Raw genomic sequence first — 18187 nt, forward strand, 5'->3', positions numbered from 1 at the left:
TCATGATGAAACGTACATTCAAAATGTCAGCCGTTGCTTTAGTGTTAGGTGCAAGTGCGGTGCTTTCAGCACCCGCTGCCCTAGCGCAGACATCACCTGTTGTTTGTCCTGGCTATGAGAAAGGAAAAACGACGCTTGTAGGTGAGCGTACCGGTAAGAAAGTTCAAAAAGCCTTCGAATTTTACAATGAAGACTTAGTAGATGAGGCATTAAACGTTCTTTATGAAATCGATCCTTCCGACGATTTTGATAAAGCTTACGTTAATCGTTTCATTGGTAACCTACTTGCAGCGCAGGAAGGTCAAGGTGGAAAGGCTTACAACTACCTTGTTGATTCTGTAAAAAATAAAGTACTTAACGACCTAGAGCACGCTCAAACACTTAAGCTTTTAGGTGATTTGAGTATGCAGGAAGAAAAGTATAACGACGCTGTAAAATGGTATAACAGTTGGATGGACTTCACGTGTAAAGAAGATGCCGACGTTTATACTCGCTTGACTCAGGCTTATTACGAATCTAAGCAATTAGATAAAATGATTGAGCCAGCAGATAGAGCAATAGCTTTATATGAAGAGCCAAACAAGAACCCGTATGTTTTGAAGCTTACCTCTTATTACGAGCGTAAGATGTATGACCAGACGGTGCTTGTTGCGGAAGAACTTGTTCGTAAGTTTCCTGAAGAGCCACGTTGGTGGACTCAGTTAGGTATGTTCTACTTACAAGTTGAGGAGTATAAAAAGGCATTGTCTTCATTTGAACTTGCTGATATGCAAGGTTTCTTGAAGAAAGAAAGTGAAGCTAAAGCGCTGGCCCAGCTTTATCAAAGCAATGGTATGCCATACCGCGGTGCGAAGACGTTGGAAAAGTTCATCAAGGCTGGTGTACTTAAAGAAGACGCTCAATTAACGGCTAGTATAGCGAATGCTTATCACGCCGCAAAAGAGTTCAAAACTGCAGCTAAGTTATATGCGAAAGCCGCTGCAGAGACTTCTGATCCAGAATACTATCGCAAGCAAGGTACCTTGTTGCTTATCGCTGAGGATTACAAAGGTGCGGTTAAAGCTCTTGAAAATGCTCTTGAGCGTGGCATCGAAAATCCTGAAAAAGTTCACTTTACGCTTATGGAAGCGAACTTTTATGCTGGAGATTATCGAGCTGCGTACAAGCATGTTCAAGAAGCCAAAAAAGATCGCTCGCTACGTCGTAACGCGGCAGCGTGGGAACCTTACATAAAAGAGAAAGCGAAAAACCGTGGTATTAATATTTAATAACTGGTTTTAGCTATCAAAGCCTCCCTTGGGAGGCTTTTTTTTGCTTTTAGTTTTAGTGTATTACTTAAGAGTAGAAACTAAATTGTCGTGAAAGTGATTTGTTAGAATGGCGACAGCTTACTTCGGATCTAACGGTACTTCACTTAACAGTACCCAAGAAAGTTATTTGAATGCGGGGCGCAATATAGCCCTAATTGCTGCCGTTAACCCTTTCAACCCATCTACCTTAACACCGTTGTCTTCTAGCACCTCTTTAATAAGCCTCATATTTATATCTGAGACTTCAAATAGTGATACTAGGTAACTATTCGTATTCATTATTTTTATAAGCTTATTGAGTACGTAAAGGTTAGTATTAAGTAATTCAGCGTCATTACTGCGTTTGTTTTCGTGCCTGTCGCTTATCGCTTTAGGGCGGAGCTCTGCCTCGCTCGCTAATTTATTCAATATAGGCCAAATATCATCAAGCGTTCGCGTTCCTTGGGTAAAGTGGTTTAGCTTACTTATATAGATTTCAAGAACAGAAATGGGTAGCTCGTGCAGACTAAGTGCACTAATGAAACTCGCTTTGAGGGCTACGACTTTTTCAACCAGTTCATCGGTATAAACGTTTAAAGGTAGCACAGCCAAAGCGCTGGTTTCACCACTGGCTTTATTAGGCTTTCGGCCATAATCAACGATTTCGAAGCCATTGTTAGACCAAAATCCATCAAGTTTGTTTGTCGTTCCGTAAGACGTTAATATTGCATCAATAGCGCGCTCATGGGCTTTTTTCACTATTTTTTTGATTAGTTGGCTGCCAATACCTTTATCCTGAAGCTTTGGGTGAACAGCAATGCGGTTTATTCGCCAATAGCTCTGTGTTGCAGCATTAAAGTCGGCAGACAGTAATGTTAATCGTTGCGCTCCTAAATGACCTTTTGGGCGTCGCTTACCCTCTGCTATACCAAGAGCAACATCGCTTAGGCAGTCTCCACCCTCTATGTTAATTATTGCTGTAGCAAGTACTAGGTCTTTAATTTTAAAAGTCACGACCAGAACATCTGGACTGTCCATCAGGCGCATAAAATCGTCAGGCGTGGTCTGGTAGTGAGCAAGTGAAAGCAAAGACATGATTTGCTGCAGTATGTTTTCGTCTACATTCTCAAAAGAGCAAATATCAAACTCGCAAGCCGTTATTAGCTCAGAGTTATTGAGCGATGTAAGAAAGGCTATGCTATTTTGTCTGCTACTTTCTGAGTTTACGTTCCAACCAGCATCTTTCACGCAATCATTTTCAAACAGACAGGTGTTATTAAAATAGGCTTCAACAGGATCGTTTTTAAACCAACGTAAAGGTGTTGTCAGCGTTAGATGTAAAGTCTCGTTTGGTAAGTTGGGAATGAGTTTATGAATAAACCCTCTTCCTGAGCCTTCGTAGCCTAAAAGTGTGGTGCTTAACACCCATTGTGGGTTATACGCCATTATTCGATTAATAACGGGAAGTGGCATGGACGCAGCCTCATCTACTATAACGAGGTCATATTTCGTGTTTTCTTTACCAAAAAGCAACTCGCTATCGGGCGGCACCCACTTAACCAAGCCTTTTGGCGTAGTTTGCTGTACCGCTCTTTGTGTTTCTAAACTTGCCACTTGCGACGTATACAATTTTACATTCTGATTGTCTGCTTCTTCAGATTCTGTGAAGCGAGATAAAACGTTTGTTACGTTTTCCCTGCGTTCGCTGGTAAGCAAAATGTGCTTACCTTCTTTGACAAGGCTATCGATAAATAGGCCTAAAAGGGATGATTTACCTCTACCTCTTGGTGCTGTAATAAGCGCATTAAGCTGATTACGCATGTATGCTTGATGCAACTGATGGTAGGCGTGCTCTTGCTCAACAGAGCGAAAACGGGTATTTGTGTGTTCGTTGTGAATTGATTCTTGTTCTACACTGTAGAAAGAAATATCGGGAAGAACAGTCTCCGTTTCAGTATGAAAACCCACGTATGGGTTTTTACGCAAGTTTTCAATGAAGCGAGAAAGATATCGACTGTAGTTGAGCGTAAACCCTTCTGATAAGAAAGGCACCGCTATATTGTCGACCCATGCGTTAAATTCTGGGCAAATAAGTATTAAGCAGCCACTACGCTTAATAACGCCCGACACAGCCATAATATCACCTGGCTTAAAAGAATCGCGGCAATCCAATAAAGCAATGTCACACTCGACGCCAAGCACTTGTTTTCGCATCTTTCCTTTTAATGCGTTGCTAGTGAGGTTCGAAATACTTAATGATGCCAGCTCATCCGTTGAGCTTCGAAGGCTAGATATCGCAGCTTCACAAAAGTCATTACCTCCTGAAATAACCAGCATTCTTCGGTGAAGCAGGGGAGTAGCCTGTGAGCCGTTTTTGAAGCTGTCTTCGCGATAGGGGGCTAGAAGCCATTCGCGTAATTGAATTAGCGCCATGAATTAGTTTTTTCGGTATAATCTGACGCTATAGTAGCGATTTATTATGAGGAATTCGAATGCGCTTTCTTTCTCGGCGTCTAGTAATGCCAAACGATCTCAATTATGCCAATTCTTTGTTCGGTGGGCGCGCGTTAGAATGGATAGACGAAGAAGCTGCCATTTGGGCAATTTGTCAGTTAGAAACCAACTGCTTGGTAACAAAGCATATTGGTGAAATAAGCTTTGAGTCACCCGCTATGCAGGGGGATATCGTAGAATTTGGCCTAGAAACTAAGGCTGTGGGCCGCACGTCTATTACTGTAAGCTGCTTGGTTCGTAACAAAGCCACCAAGAAAACTATTTGTTTTGCAGACGATATCGTCTTTGTAAAAGTTGACCCAGATACGCGTCAACCAACGGCACATGGCAAAACGTTGGAAGGTTTAAAGGCTCAGACTGACGATGAAGTTCGTCGTCTAAATATGAATATCGACGCGGACTAGCTGCACGCTTCTAATGCTTTATATCATATAAAAATTATGACGTTAGCTTAATGTCTTATCTGCTTGACGGCGTGTATCGAACTGGTAGACTCCGTCGCAGATGGTAAAGCCTCCTCACAGAGTGCTTTAACGCAATACCAAGGGGTGTCCGTTTTCGGTCTGAGATCCACATGTGTGGGAACCCTTAAACCTGATCCGGATAATACCGGCGTAGGGATGGTTCACAATATAGCCTTATCACCTGCCGTTAGACCCGGATCTTTTTTCTTGAGTAAGAATAAGAGATCCCATGTATAAAACACTTTTCACGCTTTCATTACTTTCGAGTTCTGTTGCAGCCTATGCGCAAGAAACTAATGTGAGTAACAGTTTAAATAGCACGCCAACCGATATTGAACGCGTCGTTGTAACTGGCGATTTTCGTCAAACCACGCTGGATCAGCTAAGCGCCAGTGCGACTATTTTAGACCAAACGCGTCTTCGCAGTAGGCAGCCTAGCCATATCGACAGTGTGTTAAACAGTATTCCAAACGTTAATTTTGCTGCTGGCGCGTCTCGTGGCCGCTTTGTGCAAATTCGCGGTATTGGAGAGCGTAGCCAATTTGCCGAACCAATCAATCCTTCTGTGAGCTTTATTGTCGATGAATTCGATTTTTCTGGTCTTGCCGCAGCGGGCCTTATTTTTGATACCAAACAGCTAGAAGTCTATCGCGGGCCTCAGGCCACGCTGTATGGTACTGGCGCACTGGCCGGGGCAGTTAAACTTTCCAGTAACAATGTAGGCAGCGATGGGCCAGACTACGTTGAGGCTCGCATTGGTAACAAAGATAGCTACCGTATTGAAGGTGCCACTGGCGACGATATTAATTCTGGTTGGGGATACCGCGTTGCGCTGGTTCATGACCGTAGCGATGGTTTTGTAGAGAACACGTTTTTAGGTAGAAGCGATACAAATAATATCGATGAAACCGCATTGCGCCTCGCTGTAGAAGGCAGCGTCGACGAAAGAACCACACTCGCGCTTACTTATCGCTGGTACGACATTGATAACGGCTACGATGCGTTCTCGCTTGATAACGACAACAAAACACTGTCTGACGAGCCAGGTTTTGACGAACATCAAACTCACGCAGTAAGTGCGCGCTCAACAACGAGTACGGCCGCGGGCGATCTCATTCTTATTGCTACTCATGCTTCTCATAACATTGCTTATGGATATGATGAAGATTGGACATTCACCGGTTTTCATCCGTGGGGTTACACCTCTTTTGATGCATACTATCGCGATGTCGAAACCCAAACAGGTGAGTTGCGTTTTGTCTCGTCTGAGAGTGCCGCGCTTTTCGATGGCATGACCGACTGGACCTTAGGTGTATTCTATAAAAACACAGAAGAAAAGTTGCTGCGTCAGTACACGTATTTAGACAATGACTTTGCTAGTGAATATACACCAACAACCACTGCTATTTATGCACAAACAGAAAGCCGTTTGAATGATAACCTAGTACTTGTAGCGGGTTTGAGAGTAGAAAACTACGATTTTGATTACGCTGATAATAATCAGCTTACACGTGCTTTTGATACCACCATGGTCGGCGGAAAAGTAGCGCTTCAGTATACACAAGGCGAGCACTTCTATTACGGCAGTATCTCGCGTGGCTATAAAGGCGCAGGCTTTAACCCTGACAGTCGCGTGAATGACGACCAGAGATTCTTCGGCGAAGAGTATAATTGGAACTACGAAGTAGGCGTAAAAGGCCCGGTATTAAGGCCTGACCTTGTTGCTCGTGCAGCAATTTTCTACATGGATAGAAAAGATACACAAGTCAGTGATTTTGATGTTATCACTCGTGATGACGGCACGGCAGGTTTTGTAGATATTATCGATAATGCTGATTTAGGCACTAACAAAGGGGCCGAACTTGAGCTTAGCTGGATTGCTAGTAATGCATGGCAGCTAGATGCAAGTGTTGGTTACTTAAGCGCTACCTTTGAAGGATATACGCTTGCAGACGGCACTGAAGTATCTGAGCAACGACAGGCTCAATCACCTAAATGGACGGCAAACCTTTATAGTGAGTACGCACTTACAGATGACGTGCTTTGGCGCGTAGATGTAGACTATAAAAGCGAATACCGTTTTTCTGACGGCCATGATGTAACCGCACCAAGCACAACACTGGTTAACTCTGAAATCGTAGTGTTACACGGTGATTGGCAAACCTCGCTGTGGATCCAAAATGCATTTGACCGCGAGTACTACACTCGAGGTTTCGGTGGTTTTAGTAACGACCCTCGCGATGAATATGCCTTTGAAGAGCCATATTACCAAATAGGTAATGGTCGTCAGTTTGGTATCACTGTTAAGTACGCGTTTTAAAATAAAAGGAAACGAGCATGCAAGTTATGGTTGAACTGTCGTTGTACCCACTGGTAAACGAATATATTCCGCCTATTCAAGATTTCATAGATAGGTTAAATAGCTATAGTGAGATCACGGTTTCAACAAGTTCAACCAGCACGCAGGTTACCGGTGACTATAGTGTGGTAATGAAACTACTTGGTGAAGAAATGCAAAGAACACATGAAGAGGTGGGGCAGGCTATTTTCGTGGCCAAGTTTCTTAACTTCGATGCCATGCAATCTAGAAAATCGTCTTAATGGCTAGCTTCTTTTCTGAGTTTACTTCACAAATTGCCGCTACTTCACTGTTAGAGTGGGTAGCGGTTGTCCTTGCCATTGCATACGTACTGTTAGCTGCAAAACAAAATAGCTGGTGTTGGCTATGTGCCTTTGTCAGTACGGCGATTTACACCTGGCTATTTTGGCAGGTGACTTTGCCATTTCAGTCTGCGCTTAATTTCTTTTACATGATAATGGCGGGATACGGTTATTATCAGTGGTCGAAAGGAGCAGAAAACGGCGATATTAAGCCGGTACGTCACTGGCCGATTTGGGTACATTTTCTCATTGTACCTAGCATGTTACTGCTCGCTTGGGTTCTGTCTGAAGTAGCAGGCTCACAGTTTAATAGTGAGTACCTACTATTAGATGCGAGCATTAATTTACTGAGCGTAATAACCACATTTATGGTGGCGCATAAGATTCTACAAAACTGGGTTTATTGGTTCTTCATCAATTTGGCTTCTGCGTATTTATACCTGCAAGTAGGTTATGCATTGTCAGCTTGCCTATTCTTGGGTTACGTGGGCTTTGCGGTGTTTGGCTATTATCAGTGGTTGGTGCAATATAAGAAACAAGGTGAACAAGTTGGATATCATCGCCACGCTGCAAAAGGCGCTTAACCTTAGCGACAGTGCCAAAATTTCTATACATCCAGCTGGTGCGGTAAATCGTGTTTATCGCGTTCAAGACTCGGTGACTAACCCATTACTTTCAAGGAACGGCAATCATCGAAGTAGTAATAATCTGAAGCTTGAAGATACCCCTGTCGATTTAGCCGTTAAATGGATGGGCGATGATGATTTTAGCGGTGTGGAACGTCAGCATCAGTTTGCTTTGCAGCAACAGCTTTACGGATTGGGTGTAGCGCCGCAGCCCATATGGTTAAGCGATGATGAAACCATCTGGGTTGAAAGGTGGCAAAGTCACAGTGAAAGTGCAACGCTCTCTTCGCATAGACTTCCTTTATATACTTTGGCAAAGACTCTCGCGCGTATTCATTCACTACCTGTAACCGCTAGGCCATTAAATTTAGCCGCAAGATGGCTCCATTACAGTGACGCTGCACAGCTTGATATAAGCAGTGAGCTTTATTTAAAGGCGCAGGCGTTTCGGAAAAAAGCAATAAAGAGCGAAGAAGACGATGATGACTATGTGTTGTGCCATAACGATTTGCTGATTAATCACCTGTTAATAGGTGCAGACAACACTGTAACAATTATTGATTGGGAATATGCTGCAATGGGCAATCGCTACTTCGATTTAGCTAGCTGCTGCCTCATCAATAAACTCGATAATAAAGAAAGTGATGAGTTGATGCAGCATTACGCCGCCATCATGAATATAGATAAACATAAGGCGCTCGAGAAATTTGAACTGCATACCGAGATTGTCGCTATCACGAATGATTTGTGGTTTGCTGCGCTCAATGCAACGAAAGATATATAGGGAAAGCAGGGGAGACTTCTATCTAATAAACCCTAGGTATTGCCTTTTTCAAACTTGGGTAAAGGGCTGAATGAAAAGATGCGCATCACTTAAACTCAGCACTATTCGATTGAAAAAACAGCGCATTGCGTGTTAATTAAGCATGCAGTTGTATGTGATGATAAAAAGGCTTTACCTTTTTAATGTCATCCGTATAATGCACAGCGCGCTAGGGGTGTAGTTCGAATTGGTAGAACAGCGGTCTCCAAAACCGATGGTTGGGGGTTCGAGTCCCTCCACCCCTGCCACTTTCTCTCTTTATGAATGCTCCTGCTTTAATTTCAAAACTTGCCCTTATCTAGTTTCTGTAAATCTCTCTATTTTAGTCTCTGGTGTCTACCGTTTAAATTCGGCACTTTTGTTGTATCTGTTTTACATTTCACAAGCTCATACACCTATCGGATGATTCTGACTTGGTGTATATAGTTTCATGCGCTCTATACTTAAGAGTAAGAGTGGTTTAGGTAGTAAGAGTGGTTTAGGTAAAAGAAGGCGATAGTTATTCAATCACGCCATCAACTTTAGTAAACTGAGCGAAAATGATGGTTAACTCACTTTTAGGTCTTTTACGCAATGTCTCTCACCTCATATCAGCAGGCGGTATTACAAGAAATGGGGATCCCCGTATGGATCACTAAAGACGCCTACTCTGAGCTAAAAGACCAAACAAAGCCAAAAGAAAACGGTACTTCACAAAACGTGCACGGTACGGCGAACAGTTCAGCATCACACGCCACTTTTAACCAAAATGTTCAATCAAATGTGCCGTCTTCAACGCCAATTTCTCAGGAAGAAAAGCAGTCACGTCTTGCTCAGTTGAGAGCAAACGTAGGTGGCAGTTCAAAAGAGAAAGCTAAGCCCAGAGACGTTGTAACAGCAAAACCGCCCACGCATAACGCGCCGTTAGATGAAAGAACTCAAAAATACGGTGCAAATGAAGCGAGTATAGCGCAAAGCAAAATGGCAGCTTCTTCGCCACACGCTACAATGCCACCAAACGGTAACGTGGTGAATTCACAAGAGCCTGTGATAAAAACAAGTGAAGCGAAAAAGCCAGCATCGCCAGACGGTATTCCTTTAAGTGCCGAACAGAAAGCGAAGTCACAGCAATGGTTAAAAGACTTGCAGCTAGCCTGTGTTCAGTTGGGTATTCCGTCACAATGGGCTAACAACATAATGATTGGCCGAACATTATCAGTAACCGAATCGGCCATTGTATTGCCAGCTACACCGCTAAAACTCACCACCACGCAAAAGCGGGAACTGTGGGCTCAGCTCACTGACGTAGGACGCACGTTGAACAAATCAGCGACCGAGCAGTAGTCGTGATGATGAAGTTTACCATCGTACCGCCTCAAGGCTTCGAACAATACATCGAACACGCTCACGTTATTCACCAGCATTCGCAAGTAGCGCCTTGGAAACTTAGCACCTTTGAGGATTGTTTCACCAAACCCTATTACGGGGTGTTAGCCTTTGATAATGAGAAAGTTGTTGGCTATGCCATTATGCTTGAAGTCGTTGATGAAGCTACGCTAATGGATATCGCGGTAGACAGTGGCGCTAGAGGCAAGGGTATAGGTCGCGCTTTAGTTGATTTTGTCATTGAGACATCAGTGAAAAATGCAATGCGTGAAATCTGGCTAGAAGTGCGTGAGAGTAACCACACGGCTATTTCGCTGTACGAAAGTTCAGGTTTTGAACATATCGAAACTCGCAAAAACTATTACACCGTAAGAAGCAATGATGGCGGGAATAACAAGAGTAGTGGAAACAGCGCACAAAAAGAGAATGCGAAAATCATGAAGTGGACAAATCCAGCTCTAGACTAGCTTTTAAGAGAAACTTCTAGCCTCTAATCGAAATGGCAAACTCAAGTGAGTAATTCGCCGTATCGCAAAGTTTCCACAGGTTTTTAAAAAGTTGACCATTTGGTCGATAAAATAACGTCATTACACGGCAGGCTAGGTTTCAATTCACCGCCAATTCACTTATATTTGCGCCCATATTATATCCCGCTCAAATTCAACCCCTGTAGCGGTGATGACTTCTCTTAAATCAGTTCTTGTAATTGGATTTTTAAAAACGCATGTCTTCATTATCGGTGGCGGAAAAAGAGCAATCAAAAGGTATTAAAATGCTTTTGGTTGCAGTGTTGTGTTTAGGGCTTAACTGGCCAGGCATGAAGTTAGGGCTTGAGATTGTAGGGCCTGTATGGATGGTGTGCTTGCGCTTCTTGCTAAGCCTTCCTGTGCTTGCGCTTTTTGTATTGCTCACGAAAAAACGTTTACCAGTATTAAACCGCAAAGATCGTTCGGTGGTTTTTGTGGTAGCGTTTTTCCAGTTTATCTTATCAATGGGGCTTATTACCGTATCCCTGCAGTTTATCCCAGCAGGCACGGCCAGTATTCTTATTTACACCACACCGCTTTGGATGCTGCTAATCGATACATTATGGTATCGACAGCGCCCGCCTTCTAAGCGATTAATTCTTACCGGTATTTCTACTATTGGCTGCGCAATGATTTTATTTGCTTCGGGAGAACCAGGCGCTTGGCTACCGCTCTTTGGTATGTTGCTGGCATCTGCATTGTGGGCGGTCGCTATTCGAAGAGTGTCTTTTCACAAGTGGAAAGGAAGCGTCATTGAAGCGGTCTTCTGGCAGTTTGCCATTGCGGGTTTCGCCATGCTTGCTATTGCTCTCATAGTAGAGCCAAAGCCAAATTTTGGGGCTTACGATATCAGCGATTGGTTGCTGCTGGCGTACATAGGCCCAGTGGCAACAGGTCTCGGCTTTGGCCTTATGGTAGCGGCGGGGCCTAAATTGCCACCTGATAAAATCGTGCTCATTAGTACACTTACGCCAATTGTGGGCTATGTAAGCTCAGTTGTACTCCTTAAAGAAACGCTGTTGCCTATGGTAATGGCCGGCGCAATATTGATGATAGCGGCGCTTATTGTGAATGGCCTTCCACAAAGCACGCTTAAGAAAATACTGGGCAAAGGGCGCGTAAAATAACAGCTGTTTAAAGTGTAAGCCGAGGCTGTATAAAATCTAAAAACGCAGAGATACGAGACGATACGGCGCTATTTTTGTAGTACACCGCTTGCACCGACTCTCTGCGGTTTGGGCTGACGATCTCGTCGCTAAACACATCGACAAGCGTGCCCGCGCTGAGATCTCTGTGCACCATAAAGTTAGACAGTAGGGCTATACCTTGCCCCGCTAGACATAGTTGGCGAATAGTTTCGCCGCTTGACGCACGAAGACTGTACTGCAAGTTGATATCTTGCTTGAGCGGCCATTTATTTAAACTTTGTGCGTCGCTAAAACCAATCAGTTTGTGTTTGTTTAACGCGCTAATTCCATCCTCGTTTTCATATATGGGGTATTTTTCAAGATACGCTGGGCTTGCCACTATGTGCAGCCTACTTTTCCCTAAACGTCTTGCATGTAAATTAGAGTCGCTTAAATCACCAATACGTATTGCAATATCGGTTTTGTGTTCCAACAGGTCGATAATACTGTCGTGACTGGTGATATCGAGCGTAATGTCAGGAAATGCTTCTCGAAATTCACCCACTAACGGCGCAAGCTGGTGGAGCACGAAAGGGCTCGCTGCATCTACCCTAAGTTTTCCTGAAGGCGCGCGCTTTAGTAGTCGCAGTGCTTCTTCGCCTTTTTCCAACACGTTTAGCCCGTCTCTGGCATATTGCAGAAAAAGTTCCCCTTCTTCGGTTAGTTCAAGCCGTCTGGTAGTACGATTTAATAAGGTTACATCTAACGTATCTTCAAGCCGAGTTACTGCTCTACTCACCTTTGCCACCTGCTGATTCAGCAAATTGGCAGCGCTGGAAAAGCTACCTGTATCCACAACGGTTAGGAAGGCTTCTAAATCTTCAGTTTTTGATGAAACTGGCATTACGCACCTTATATTTTCAAAAATCGCAAAAGTATTTTGTCATTAGTGCTGTTTTTTGCAAATGAAAATGTCGTCAAACTGTACGCACTTTATTAATGGCTTTCAAAAAACGGTGTAGTTGTTCGTTCTAGAAGCCAATGGTGGCCTTGTTAATCAAGCCATCTCGTTACTTACTTTTTGAGGATATTGAAATGCCTATTGCATTATTTGCGTTAACGTTAAGTGCGTTTGCTATTGGCACAACAGAGTTCGTGATAGTAGGGCTGGTACCTACTATTGCGACAGATCTTGGCGTTACACTACCAAGTGCAGGCTTACTCGTTAGCTTGTACGCCGTTGGCGTTGCCGTTGGCGCGCCCGTTCTTACTGCTCTTACAGGAAAATGGAATAGAAAACATGTTCTCCTTAGCTTAATGGCGCTATTTGTGGCAGGTAACATTCTTGCCTGGCAAGCGCCTAGCTACGAAAGCTTAATTTTAGCCCGCATACTGACAGGCCTTGCCCACGGTGTGTTCTTTTCCATAGGATCAACTATTGCTACTGGGCTCGTGGCGAAAGAAAAAGAAGCCAGTGCTATTGCCATTATGTTCACGGGCTTAACCGTCGCCTTGGTTACTGGCGTACCTTTAGGCACCTGGATTGGTCAAAATTTCGGTTGGAGAGCGACTTTCCTTGTGGTTTCCGCGCTTGGCACGCTTGCGCTAATTGGCAGTGCGTTGCTGGTACCGAATAATCTTAAACAAAGTAAGCCGGCCACCTTGAGTGAACAAATGAAGGTGTTGGTTCAGCCTCGTCTGGTATTAGTGTATCTAATGACGATATTGGGCTATGGCGGCACGTTTACGGCATTCACCTACCTTGCCCCTATATTGCAGGAGGAGGCGGGTTTTGCGCCCTCAGCCATTAGCTTAATTATGTTGGTTTACGGTGTATCTGTTGCGGTCGGCAATATTTATGGCGGCAAGCTTGCTGACAAAAAAGGCCCAATCCGCGCGCTAACAATCATCTTTTCAGCCCTTGCAGTCATCTTGTTTGCGCTGACATTTACCATGGGCAGTAAAGTTGCCGCAGTGATTACCGTATTGGTATGGGGCGCATTTGCTTTTGGTAACGTGCCAGGGCTTCAGGTTTACGTTGTTCAATTAGCAGAGAAGTTTACCCCTAATGCCGTTGATGTTGCCTCAGGCTTAAACATCGCAGCATTTAATATAGGCATAGCAGTGGGTTCCATCTTAGGTGGCGCAATTGTCGATGGCATGGAGCTATCAGATACCGCATGGATTGGTGCGCTTATTTCTGTCTCAGCTTTGGTTGTTACTCGCTACAGCGGCTATTTAGACAAGCGCGAACTCAATACTACAGATAATGCGACGAGAGTATAAGGGGGTCACAATGACGACAAATACCTTTGATAAGCTTGCCCAGCATACGTTTTCTGTAGGTGTAGAGCTTCCGCTAGATAACGACTGGGCGCATTTCGACGCCACAAAAGGTACGCCGTTCGGCGTACCTGATATGACCGAGCATCACAGCCGTATTCAATTAGCCGACAAACTAGGGTTTAAAGCAGCGTGGGTACGAGATGTACCAGTTTACGACCCTAGCTTTGGTGACGCAGCCCAAGTTTTCGAAACCTTCACTTACTTGGGTTATTTGGCGGGCATCACCGACAATATTTTGTTAGGCACTGCCGCTGTTGTTTTACCTCTTAGGCAGCCATGGCTTGTTAAAAAGGCGGCAGCAACGGTGCAGCAGCTAAGTGAAGATCGTCTTATTCTCGGTGTCGCTAGTGGAGATAGACCTGTTGAGTATCCGTTGTTCGATGTCGAGTTTGACAGTCGCGGCGAGCAATTCAGGCAGTCACTTGAAATTGTAAAGCACGGTGAGAATTCCCTTAAGCCTGGCATGTCGCTGTTACCGCGCTCAACCACGCCGCCTTTGTACGTTGCAGGGCTCGCTCAGCAAAGCCCTCAGTGGGTTGGAGAAAATATGGACGGTTGGTTGGCGTATCCAGGTACACCGAACGACCATGCAAAGCGCGTAGAGCTATGGCGAAATGTTGCGGGCAACAAGCCGTACGTTAGCTTTATTCATCTTAATTTGGTTGAAGACGATGAAGCGCCCATAAAACGCCACCGATTCGGGGTTGAAACTGGTGTAAATGGGCTTATCAAAGAACTCAATGCAATGAAAGAAGCGGGGGTTGATCATATTGGCCTGCACTTCAGACGTAATACGCAACCAGTAGAAGACGCGATGCTGCGCATTGCTGACAACGTATTACCTCACTTTCATAAATAACGGAACCAACAAGGAGGCATCATGCCGAATGTAAATCAGTCACAATCTAAAATTCCTTCGCTAGGTGTAGGCACGTTTCGCTTAAAAGACGATGAAGCCTATAACAGCGTGACAATGGCACTTGAAGTGGGTTTCCGTCACATTGATACGGCGCAAATTTACGGCAATGAAGAAGCGGTAGGTCGCGCTATTAAAGACGCTATTGCAAACAATCTTGTTGCACGTGAAGACCTTTACGTCACCACCAAAGTGTGGAACGACAAGCTGAATAAAGCAAGCTTTGTGGATAGTGTAAAAGAGAGTTTGGAAAAGCTTCAACTGTCGTACGTTGACCTGCTACTTATTCATTGGCCGTCACCGGAAAACGGCGAAAGCATGGAAGAGTACCTAGGTGAACTGCTGCGCGTTAAGGAACTGGGACTCACAAAAGAAATTGGTATTTCCAACTTTACCGTGGCACAAATTGAAGAAGCGGTGAGTATCTTGGGCGAGGGCGTTATTGCCACGAATCAGGTAGAGGTACACCCTTATCTTACTAATGAAAAAGTGCGTGCAGCGTGTGAGAAGCATGGCATCACAGTTACAGGGTATATGCCGTTTGCTGTTGGCAAAGTGCTAAAAGACGAGACTATCACTGCGATTGCAGATAAATATGGTGTAAGTACTGCTGAGGTAGTCGTAGCCTGGGAGCTGGCCCATGGTTTAGTCACTATTCCATCGTCGACTAAGCGTAAAAACCTGGAAACCAATTTCAAAGCGCTTGAACTTACCTTAAACGCAGATGATATCGCAAAGATTGACGCGCTAGATTGTGGCGACCGTCAAGCCAACCCAGATTTCTCACCTGCGTGGGACTAATTGGAAAAATCACCGTGTTAAGGAGCTTTTATGCAAGCTAACGTTTGGCAATTTGAACAGGCCGGCGCAGCACTAGTACAAGATGTACGGGAATTTTCTGAGCCAGAAGCAGGGCGTATTGTTGTGCGCAACTATGCTATTGGCATTAACCCCGTAGACTGGAAATTTATCGATGATAACCCGCGCGACTGGGAAAAAGGGCATATTCCTGGTGTAGATGGTGCAGGTGTTGTTGTCGCTGTAGGTGAGGGCGTTGATAACGGTCTATTGGGTAGGCGAGTGGCTTACCATCATAGCCTAGGAGAACACGGAAGCTTTGCCGATCATAGTGAAGTGTACGCAAGCCGCGTGATGATTGTGCCAGAAAGTATTGATTTTGCACTAGCTGCTGCCTTGCCGTGTCCAATGCTTACTGCCTGGCAGGCGTTTAGTAAAGTGCCGGTAAGAAAAGGGGCTGACGTGTTAGTCAGCGGTATGGGCGCCGTTAACAAATTGCTGGCACAAATACTTTCTCAGGCCGGTTTTAATGTACATGTTATCTCAGGGAGCTTTTCGCAAGAGCAAGCCGATGAGATGGGCGTAAAAGCCATCCATCGCGGTAAACCTGAAGGACAAACATTTTACGCGCTTTTCGACGCGAACGGGCCAGACTATGCGGCGTCACTTGTACCGCTTCTTGAAGCTAATGGTCACGTAGTGAGTATACTAGGTCGTATTGAAGTGCCTGTTGATGCGCCTTTCACGCGTACTATTTCTTATCATGAGATAGCACTAGGCGCGCTGCATGATTATGGCGATTTACCACAGTGGCAGCGTTTGGTGAAAGACGGTGAGGCGCTACTTGAACAAGTTGCTGCGCAATCTTTGGTAGTTGAGATCCCCAACCTGTTTGAATTTGATAATTTAAACAAGGCGCTGCAATTTTCAAAAGAAGACAAACGAAAGGCGGTGGTAACCGTGTCATAAAGCCGGAATGATTAGGTTTCTTCCTTTATCTTTGGCAAGGTAGAGGGCTTTATCAGCTCGCCTAAAGGCTTCGACAATATCGTCGGAGCCTTTACATAATGTCCAACCTATACATGCTCCCAGTTTCCTGTCATCTATCGATGCAATGGCTAACTGATTAATGGCACAGTGGACGATTTCCAATTGTTTTGCAAATTCCTCGGCTTCGCTAGACTGGTTACCATTAGGCTGTGTGACGCGCTTTGCAATGGCAAATTCTTCTCCACCATATCGAGCCGCTACTTGATCTTCATTATTTAGCGGCGCGAGAATATTGGCAATTCCTTTGAGCACTTCGTCACCCACATTGTGTCCGAAGGTATCGTTAATACTTTTAAAATGGTCTAAATCTATTAGCGCAATGGCGAGTGCCTCGTGATCGTGTATGGTCTTATCAAACGTATCATCTACAAATAAGTCCAGCGTACGACGATTGGGCAATTCCGTTAAGCTATCTTTAGAAGCTAACACTGCCAATGCACTGTTGGTCTGTTCGAGCGCTAGTGTACGCTCTTTCACCAGCGCTTCTAGTCTAAATGTCTGTTCACTTTTTAATTGTGCTGCTTCTTTCTGTGCGTCTCTTTCTCTTTGCACAACCTTAACCATGTAGTTCGCGGTAAGCGCGACCATAAACAGACAGGTCATCACGAGCCCAGTCATGAAGGTGGCGATAGGCTCTAAATAAACCTCAACCTCAAAAAGTGCAATAACAGTAAGGACTAGGGTACTAAATGTTAATGGAAGCATAGCGGCAGCTAGCCATTTGGCTCTGTCAGAGCCCCGTTTATGCTCTACAAAGATAACGAGAGCTGCAATCAGTATATAAGGGAAAAAGAGAATTACAGGAAGTTTTAGTGCAGAATCAAGCCCTACGCTTTGCCATAATAATATCCCCATAAAAGGCAAAATCGCGCAGAACCGTTTGACGGGCTTCGCTCCGTACACTTCATGGTTGTCTCTGGCTAGTGTCTGAAACAAAACCCAAAAGGCGGTAATCAAAACAGAGTAAATGCTTACAGCATAGCTAATATCGTTCAAACTTGGCGTATTAGGCCAAAGTAATTCAAACGCGTAACCAAAGACGCGAAAAAACCAAAAGGTTATAGTAAAAATGAACGAGGCAAAGCTTAAAAAGACTAAATTGCGGCTAGCAATGAAGCCCAATGTACAAAGTACAGTAAGCAGCCCCATTGCACCGAAAAACGCCATATCCCGCTGCAAGGTTTTCATATAAAGGTTGCTGTAATATTCAGGTGTAGCGACTGAAAAGCTATACCTTAATATTTCGCCTGTCATAGTGCCGCTAAATTCTGTATAGGCTGACGGTGGTAATATGGAAGGAAAGTGGTAGTTCGGCGCATTCACAGGACGAGAGCTAAAAGGCAAACTGTCGCCCGTTACCCATCTTTTAGTGCCGTCAGTCACTGTTAAACGTTTTATTGCTGGAAAGCTAATTGAAAACCAGACAGGAACTTGCGTATCTAATTGGTTGTAAACGCGAACTTTAAAATGTAAATATTGTGAAGGCGACCTTTCTATCACATCAGCGCTATAAAACCACTGTTCATCGCCTGTAAGTTCAGCTGAGTTGCTTACTGCAAAAACGACATCGCTGTCTAAAGACAGCATAGACTGAGGGTCATTGAAATTAGCTGCGTTAGCGGTTTGGCAAAAGCATACTATTACAAGCCATGCGAACAATATTCGCAGCATTGACCGTCCT

Annotated in this window: 16 protein-coding genes, 1 tRNA gene and 1 riboswitch; of the genes, 14 read left to right on the forward strand and 3 right to left on the reverse strand. The window is 44.5% G+C overall.

Annotated features, from left to right (window positions below; translation table 11 throughout):
- Positions 1-2 precede the first annotated feature (2 nt).
- Complete coding sequence (locus C6Y39_RS13445; RefSeq protein ID WP_105932033.1) at positions 3-1268, forward strand: tetratricopeptide repeat protein; 1266 nt, start codon at positions 3-5, stop codon at positions 1266-1268.
- 165 nt (positions 1269-1433) lie between these two features.
- On the opposite strand, the gene C6Y39_RS13450 is transcribed toward C6Y39_RS13445, so the two are convergent.
- Positions 1434-3722, reverse strand: a complete 2289-nt coding sequence (locus C6Y39_RS13450; RefSeq protein ID WP_105931776.1) for a GNAT family N-acetyltransferase — start codon at positions 3720-3722, stop codon at positions 1434-1436.
- Between the two features lie 59 nt (positions 3723-3781).
- Here C6Y39_RS13450 and C6Y39_RS13455 point away from each other — a divergent pair, with 59 nt between their 5' ends.
- The 9 genes from C6Y39_RS13455 (at position 3782) to C6Y39_RS13495 (ending at position 11396) form a co-directional block, all read left to right on the forward strand.
- Positions 3782-4207, forward strand: a complete 426-nt coding sequence (locus tag C6Y39_RS13455; RefSeq protein WP_105931777.1) for an acyl-CoA thioesterase — start codon at positions 3782-3784, stop codon at positions 4205-4207.
- Positions 4208-4337: 130 nt separating this feature from the next.
- Positions 4338-4441: riboswitch (TPP riboswitch) on the forward strand.
- A 55-nt stretch (positions 4442-4496) separates the two neighbouring features.
- Positions 4497-6587 (forward strand): TonB-dependent receptor, encoded by a 2091-nt coding sequence (locus C6Y39_RS13460; protein WP_105931778.1) that lies wholly within the window; start codon positions 4497-4499, stop codon positions 6585-6587.
- Between the two features lie 17 nt (positions 6588-6604).
- Positions 6605-6868: a hypothetical protein gene (locus tag C6Y39_RS13465; protein WP_105931779.1), complete on the forward strand. Its 264-nt coding sequence runs from the start codon at positions 6605-6607 to the stop codon at positions 6866-6868.
- Positions 6868-7512 carry a nicotinamide riboside transporter PnuC gene (gene pnuC / locus C6Y39_RS13470; RefSeq protein ID WP_105931780.1) on the forward strand — a complete coding sequence of 215 codons (645 nt, stop codon included), beginning with the start codon at positions 6868-6870 and terminating at the stop codon, positions 7510-7512. Before C6Y39_RS13465 ends, pnuC begins: the two co-directional genes overlap by 1 nt.
- On the forward strand, positions 7478-8338 hold the full coding sequence (locus C6Y39_RS13475; RefSeq protein WP_105931781.1) for a phosphotransferase: 861 nt from the start codon (positions 7478-7480) through the stop codon (positions 8336-8338). The genes pnuC and C6Y39_RS13475 overlap by 35 nt, the downstream gene beginning before the upstream one ends.
- A 210-nt stretch (positions 8339-8548) precedes the next feature.
- Positions 8549-8625: transfer RNA gene (locus C6Y39_RS13480), tRNA-Trp, on the forward strand.
- Positions 8626-8950: 325 nt separating this feature from the next.
- The gene (locus tag C6Y39_RS13485) at positions 8951-9700 is read left to right on the forward strand and encodes an alanine acetyltransferase (protein WP_105931782.1); all 750 of its coding nucleotides are present in this window, start codon (positions 8951-8953) and stop codon (positions 9698-9700) included.
- Positions 9701-9705: 5 nt separating this feature from the next.
- Positions 9706-10209, forward strand: a complete 504-nt coding sequence (gene rimI / locus C6Y39_RS13490) for a ribosomal protein S18-alanine N-acetyltransferase (protein ID WP_240618895.1) — start codon at positions 9706-9708, stop codon at positions 10207-10209.
- Positions 10210-10466: 257 nt separating this feature from the next.
- Positions 10467-11396 (forward strand): DMT family transporter, encoded by a 930-nt coding sequence (locus C6Y39_RS13495; RefSeq protein WP_105931784.1) that lies wholly within the window; start codon positions 10467-10469, stop codon positions 11394-11396.
- Positions 11397-11403: 7 nt separating this feature from the next.
- On the opposite strand, the gene C6Y39_RS13500 is transcribed toward C6Y39_RS13495, so the two are convergent.
- A complete protein-coding gene (locus C6Y39_RS13500; protein WP_105931785.1) occupies positions 11404-12300 on the reverse strand; it encodes a LysR family transcriptional regulator in 897 nt (298 codons plus the stop codon).
- A gap of 191 nt (positions 12301-12491) precedes the next feature.
- Here C6Y39_RS13500 and C6Y39_RS13505 point away from each other — a divergent pair, with 191 nt between their 5' ends.
- Genes C6Y39_RS13505 through C6Y39_RS13520 form a run of 4 tightly spaced genes read left to right on the forward strand, consistent with a single transcriptional unit; the run spans position 12492 to position 16425 of the window.
- Positions 12492-13682 (forward strand): MFS transporter, encoded by a 1191-nt coding sequence (locus C6Y39_RS13505; RefSeq protein ID WP_105932034.1) that lies wholly within the window; start codon positions 12492-12494, stop codon positions 13680-13682.
- Between the two features lie 10 nt (positions 13683-13692).
- Positions 13693-14601, forward strand: coding sequence for a TIGR03571 family LLM class oxidoreductase (locus C6Y39_RS13510; protein WP_105931786.1), 909 nt, complete (start codon positions 13693-13695; stop codon positions 14599-14601).
- A gap of 21 nt (positions 14602-14622) precedes the next feature.
- Entirely contained in the window at positions 14623-15459 is an 837-nt protein-coding gene (dkgB, locus tag C6Y39_RS13515; RefSeq protein WP_105931787.1) for a 2,5-didehydrogluconate reductase DkgB, read from the forward strand.
- A gap of 30 nt (positions 15460-15489) precedes the next feature.
- Positions 15490-16425: an alcohol dehydrogenase catalytic domain-containing protein gene (locus C6Y39_RS13520; RefSeq protein WP_105931788.1), complete on the forward strand. Its 936-nt coding sequence runs from the start codon at positions 15490-15492 to the stop codon at positions 16423-16425.
- On the opposite strand, the gene C6Y39_RS13525 is transcribed toward C6Y39_RS13520, so the two are convergent.
- Complete coding sequence (locus C6Y39_RS13525) at positions 16420-18177, reverse strand: diguanylate cyclase (RefSeq protein WP_105931789.1); 1758 nt, start codon at positions 18175-18177, stop codon at positions 16420-16422. The two genes, C6Y39_RS13520 and C6Y39_RS13525, sit on opposite strands and share 6 nt — an antisense overlap.
- Positions 18178-18187: the final 10 nt, after the last annotated feature.

Source organism: Alteromonas gracilis (assembly GCF_002993325.1).
Taxonomy (GTDB): Bacteria; Pseudomonadota; Gammaproteobacteria; order Enterobacterales; family Alteromonadaceae; genus Alteromonas; species Alteromonas gracilis.

Bases quoted from the DNA above. Each gene is read 5' to 3' on its own strand.
- dkgB (WP_105931787.1), top strand. From the start codon at position 14,623: ATGCCGAATGTAAATCAGTCACAATCTAAAATTCCTTCGCTAGGTGTA.
- C6Y39_RS13450 (WP_105931776.1), bottom strand. From the start codon at position 3,722: ATGGCGCTAATTCAATTACGCGAATGGCTTCTAGCCCCCTATCGCGAA.
- C6Y39_RS13500 (WP_105931785.1), bottom strand. From the start codon at position 12,300: ATGCCAGTTTCATCAAAAACTGAAGATTTAGAAGCCTTCCTAACCGTT.
- rimI (WP_240618895.1), top strand. From the start codon at position 9,706: ATGATGAAGTTTACCATCGTACCGCCTCAAGGCTTCGAACAATACATC.
- C6Y39_RS13465 (WP_105931779.1), top strand. From the start codon at position 6,605: ATGCAAGTTATGGTTGAACTGTCGTTGTACCCACTGGTAAACGAATAT.
- C6Y39_RS13495 (WP_105931784.1), top strand. From the start codon at position 10,467: ATGTCTTCATTATCGGTGGCGGAAAAAGAGCAATCAAAAGGTATTAAA.
- C6Y39_RS13505 (WP_105932034.1), top strand. From the start codon at position 12,492: ATGCCTATTGCATTATTTGCGTTAACGTTAAGTGCGTTTGCTATTGGC.
- C6Y39_RS13445 (WP_105932033.1), top strand. From the start codon at position 3: ATGATGAAACGTACATTCAAAATGTCAGCCGTTGCTTTAGTGTTAGGT.
- pnuC (WP_105931780.1), top strand. From the start codon at position 6,868: ATGGCTAGCTTCTTTTCTGAGTTTACTTCACAAATTGCCGCTACTTCA.
- C6Y39_RS13460 (WP_105931778.1), top strand. From the start codon at position 4,497: ATGTATAAAACACTTTTCACGCTTTCATTACTTTCGAGTTCTGTTGCA.
- C6Y39_RS13520 (WP_105931788.1), top strand. From the start codon at position 15,490: ATGCAAGCTAACGTTTGGCAATTTGAACAGGCCGGCGCAGCACTAGTA.
- C6Y39_RS13510 (WP_105931786.1), top strand. From the start codon at position 13,693: ATGACGACAAATACCTTTGATAAGCTTGCCCAGCATACGTTTTCTGTA.
- C6Y39_RS13455 (WP_105931777.1), top strand. From the start codon at position 3,782: ATGCGCTTTCTTTCTCGGCGTCTAGTAATGCCAAACGATCTCAATTAT.
- C6Y39_RS13525 (WP_105931789.1), bottom strand. From the start codon at position 18,177: ATGCTGCGAATATTGTTCGCATGGCTTGTAATAGTATGCTTTTGCCAA.
- C6Y39_RS13485 (WP_105931782.1), top strand. From the start codon at position 8,951: ATGTCTCTCACCTCATATCAGCAGGCGGTATTACAAGAAATGGGGATC.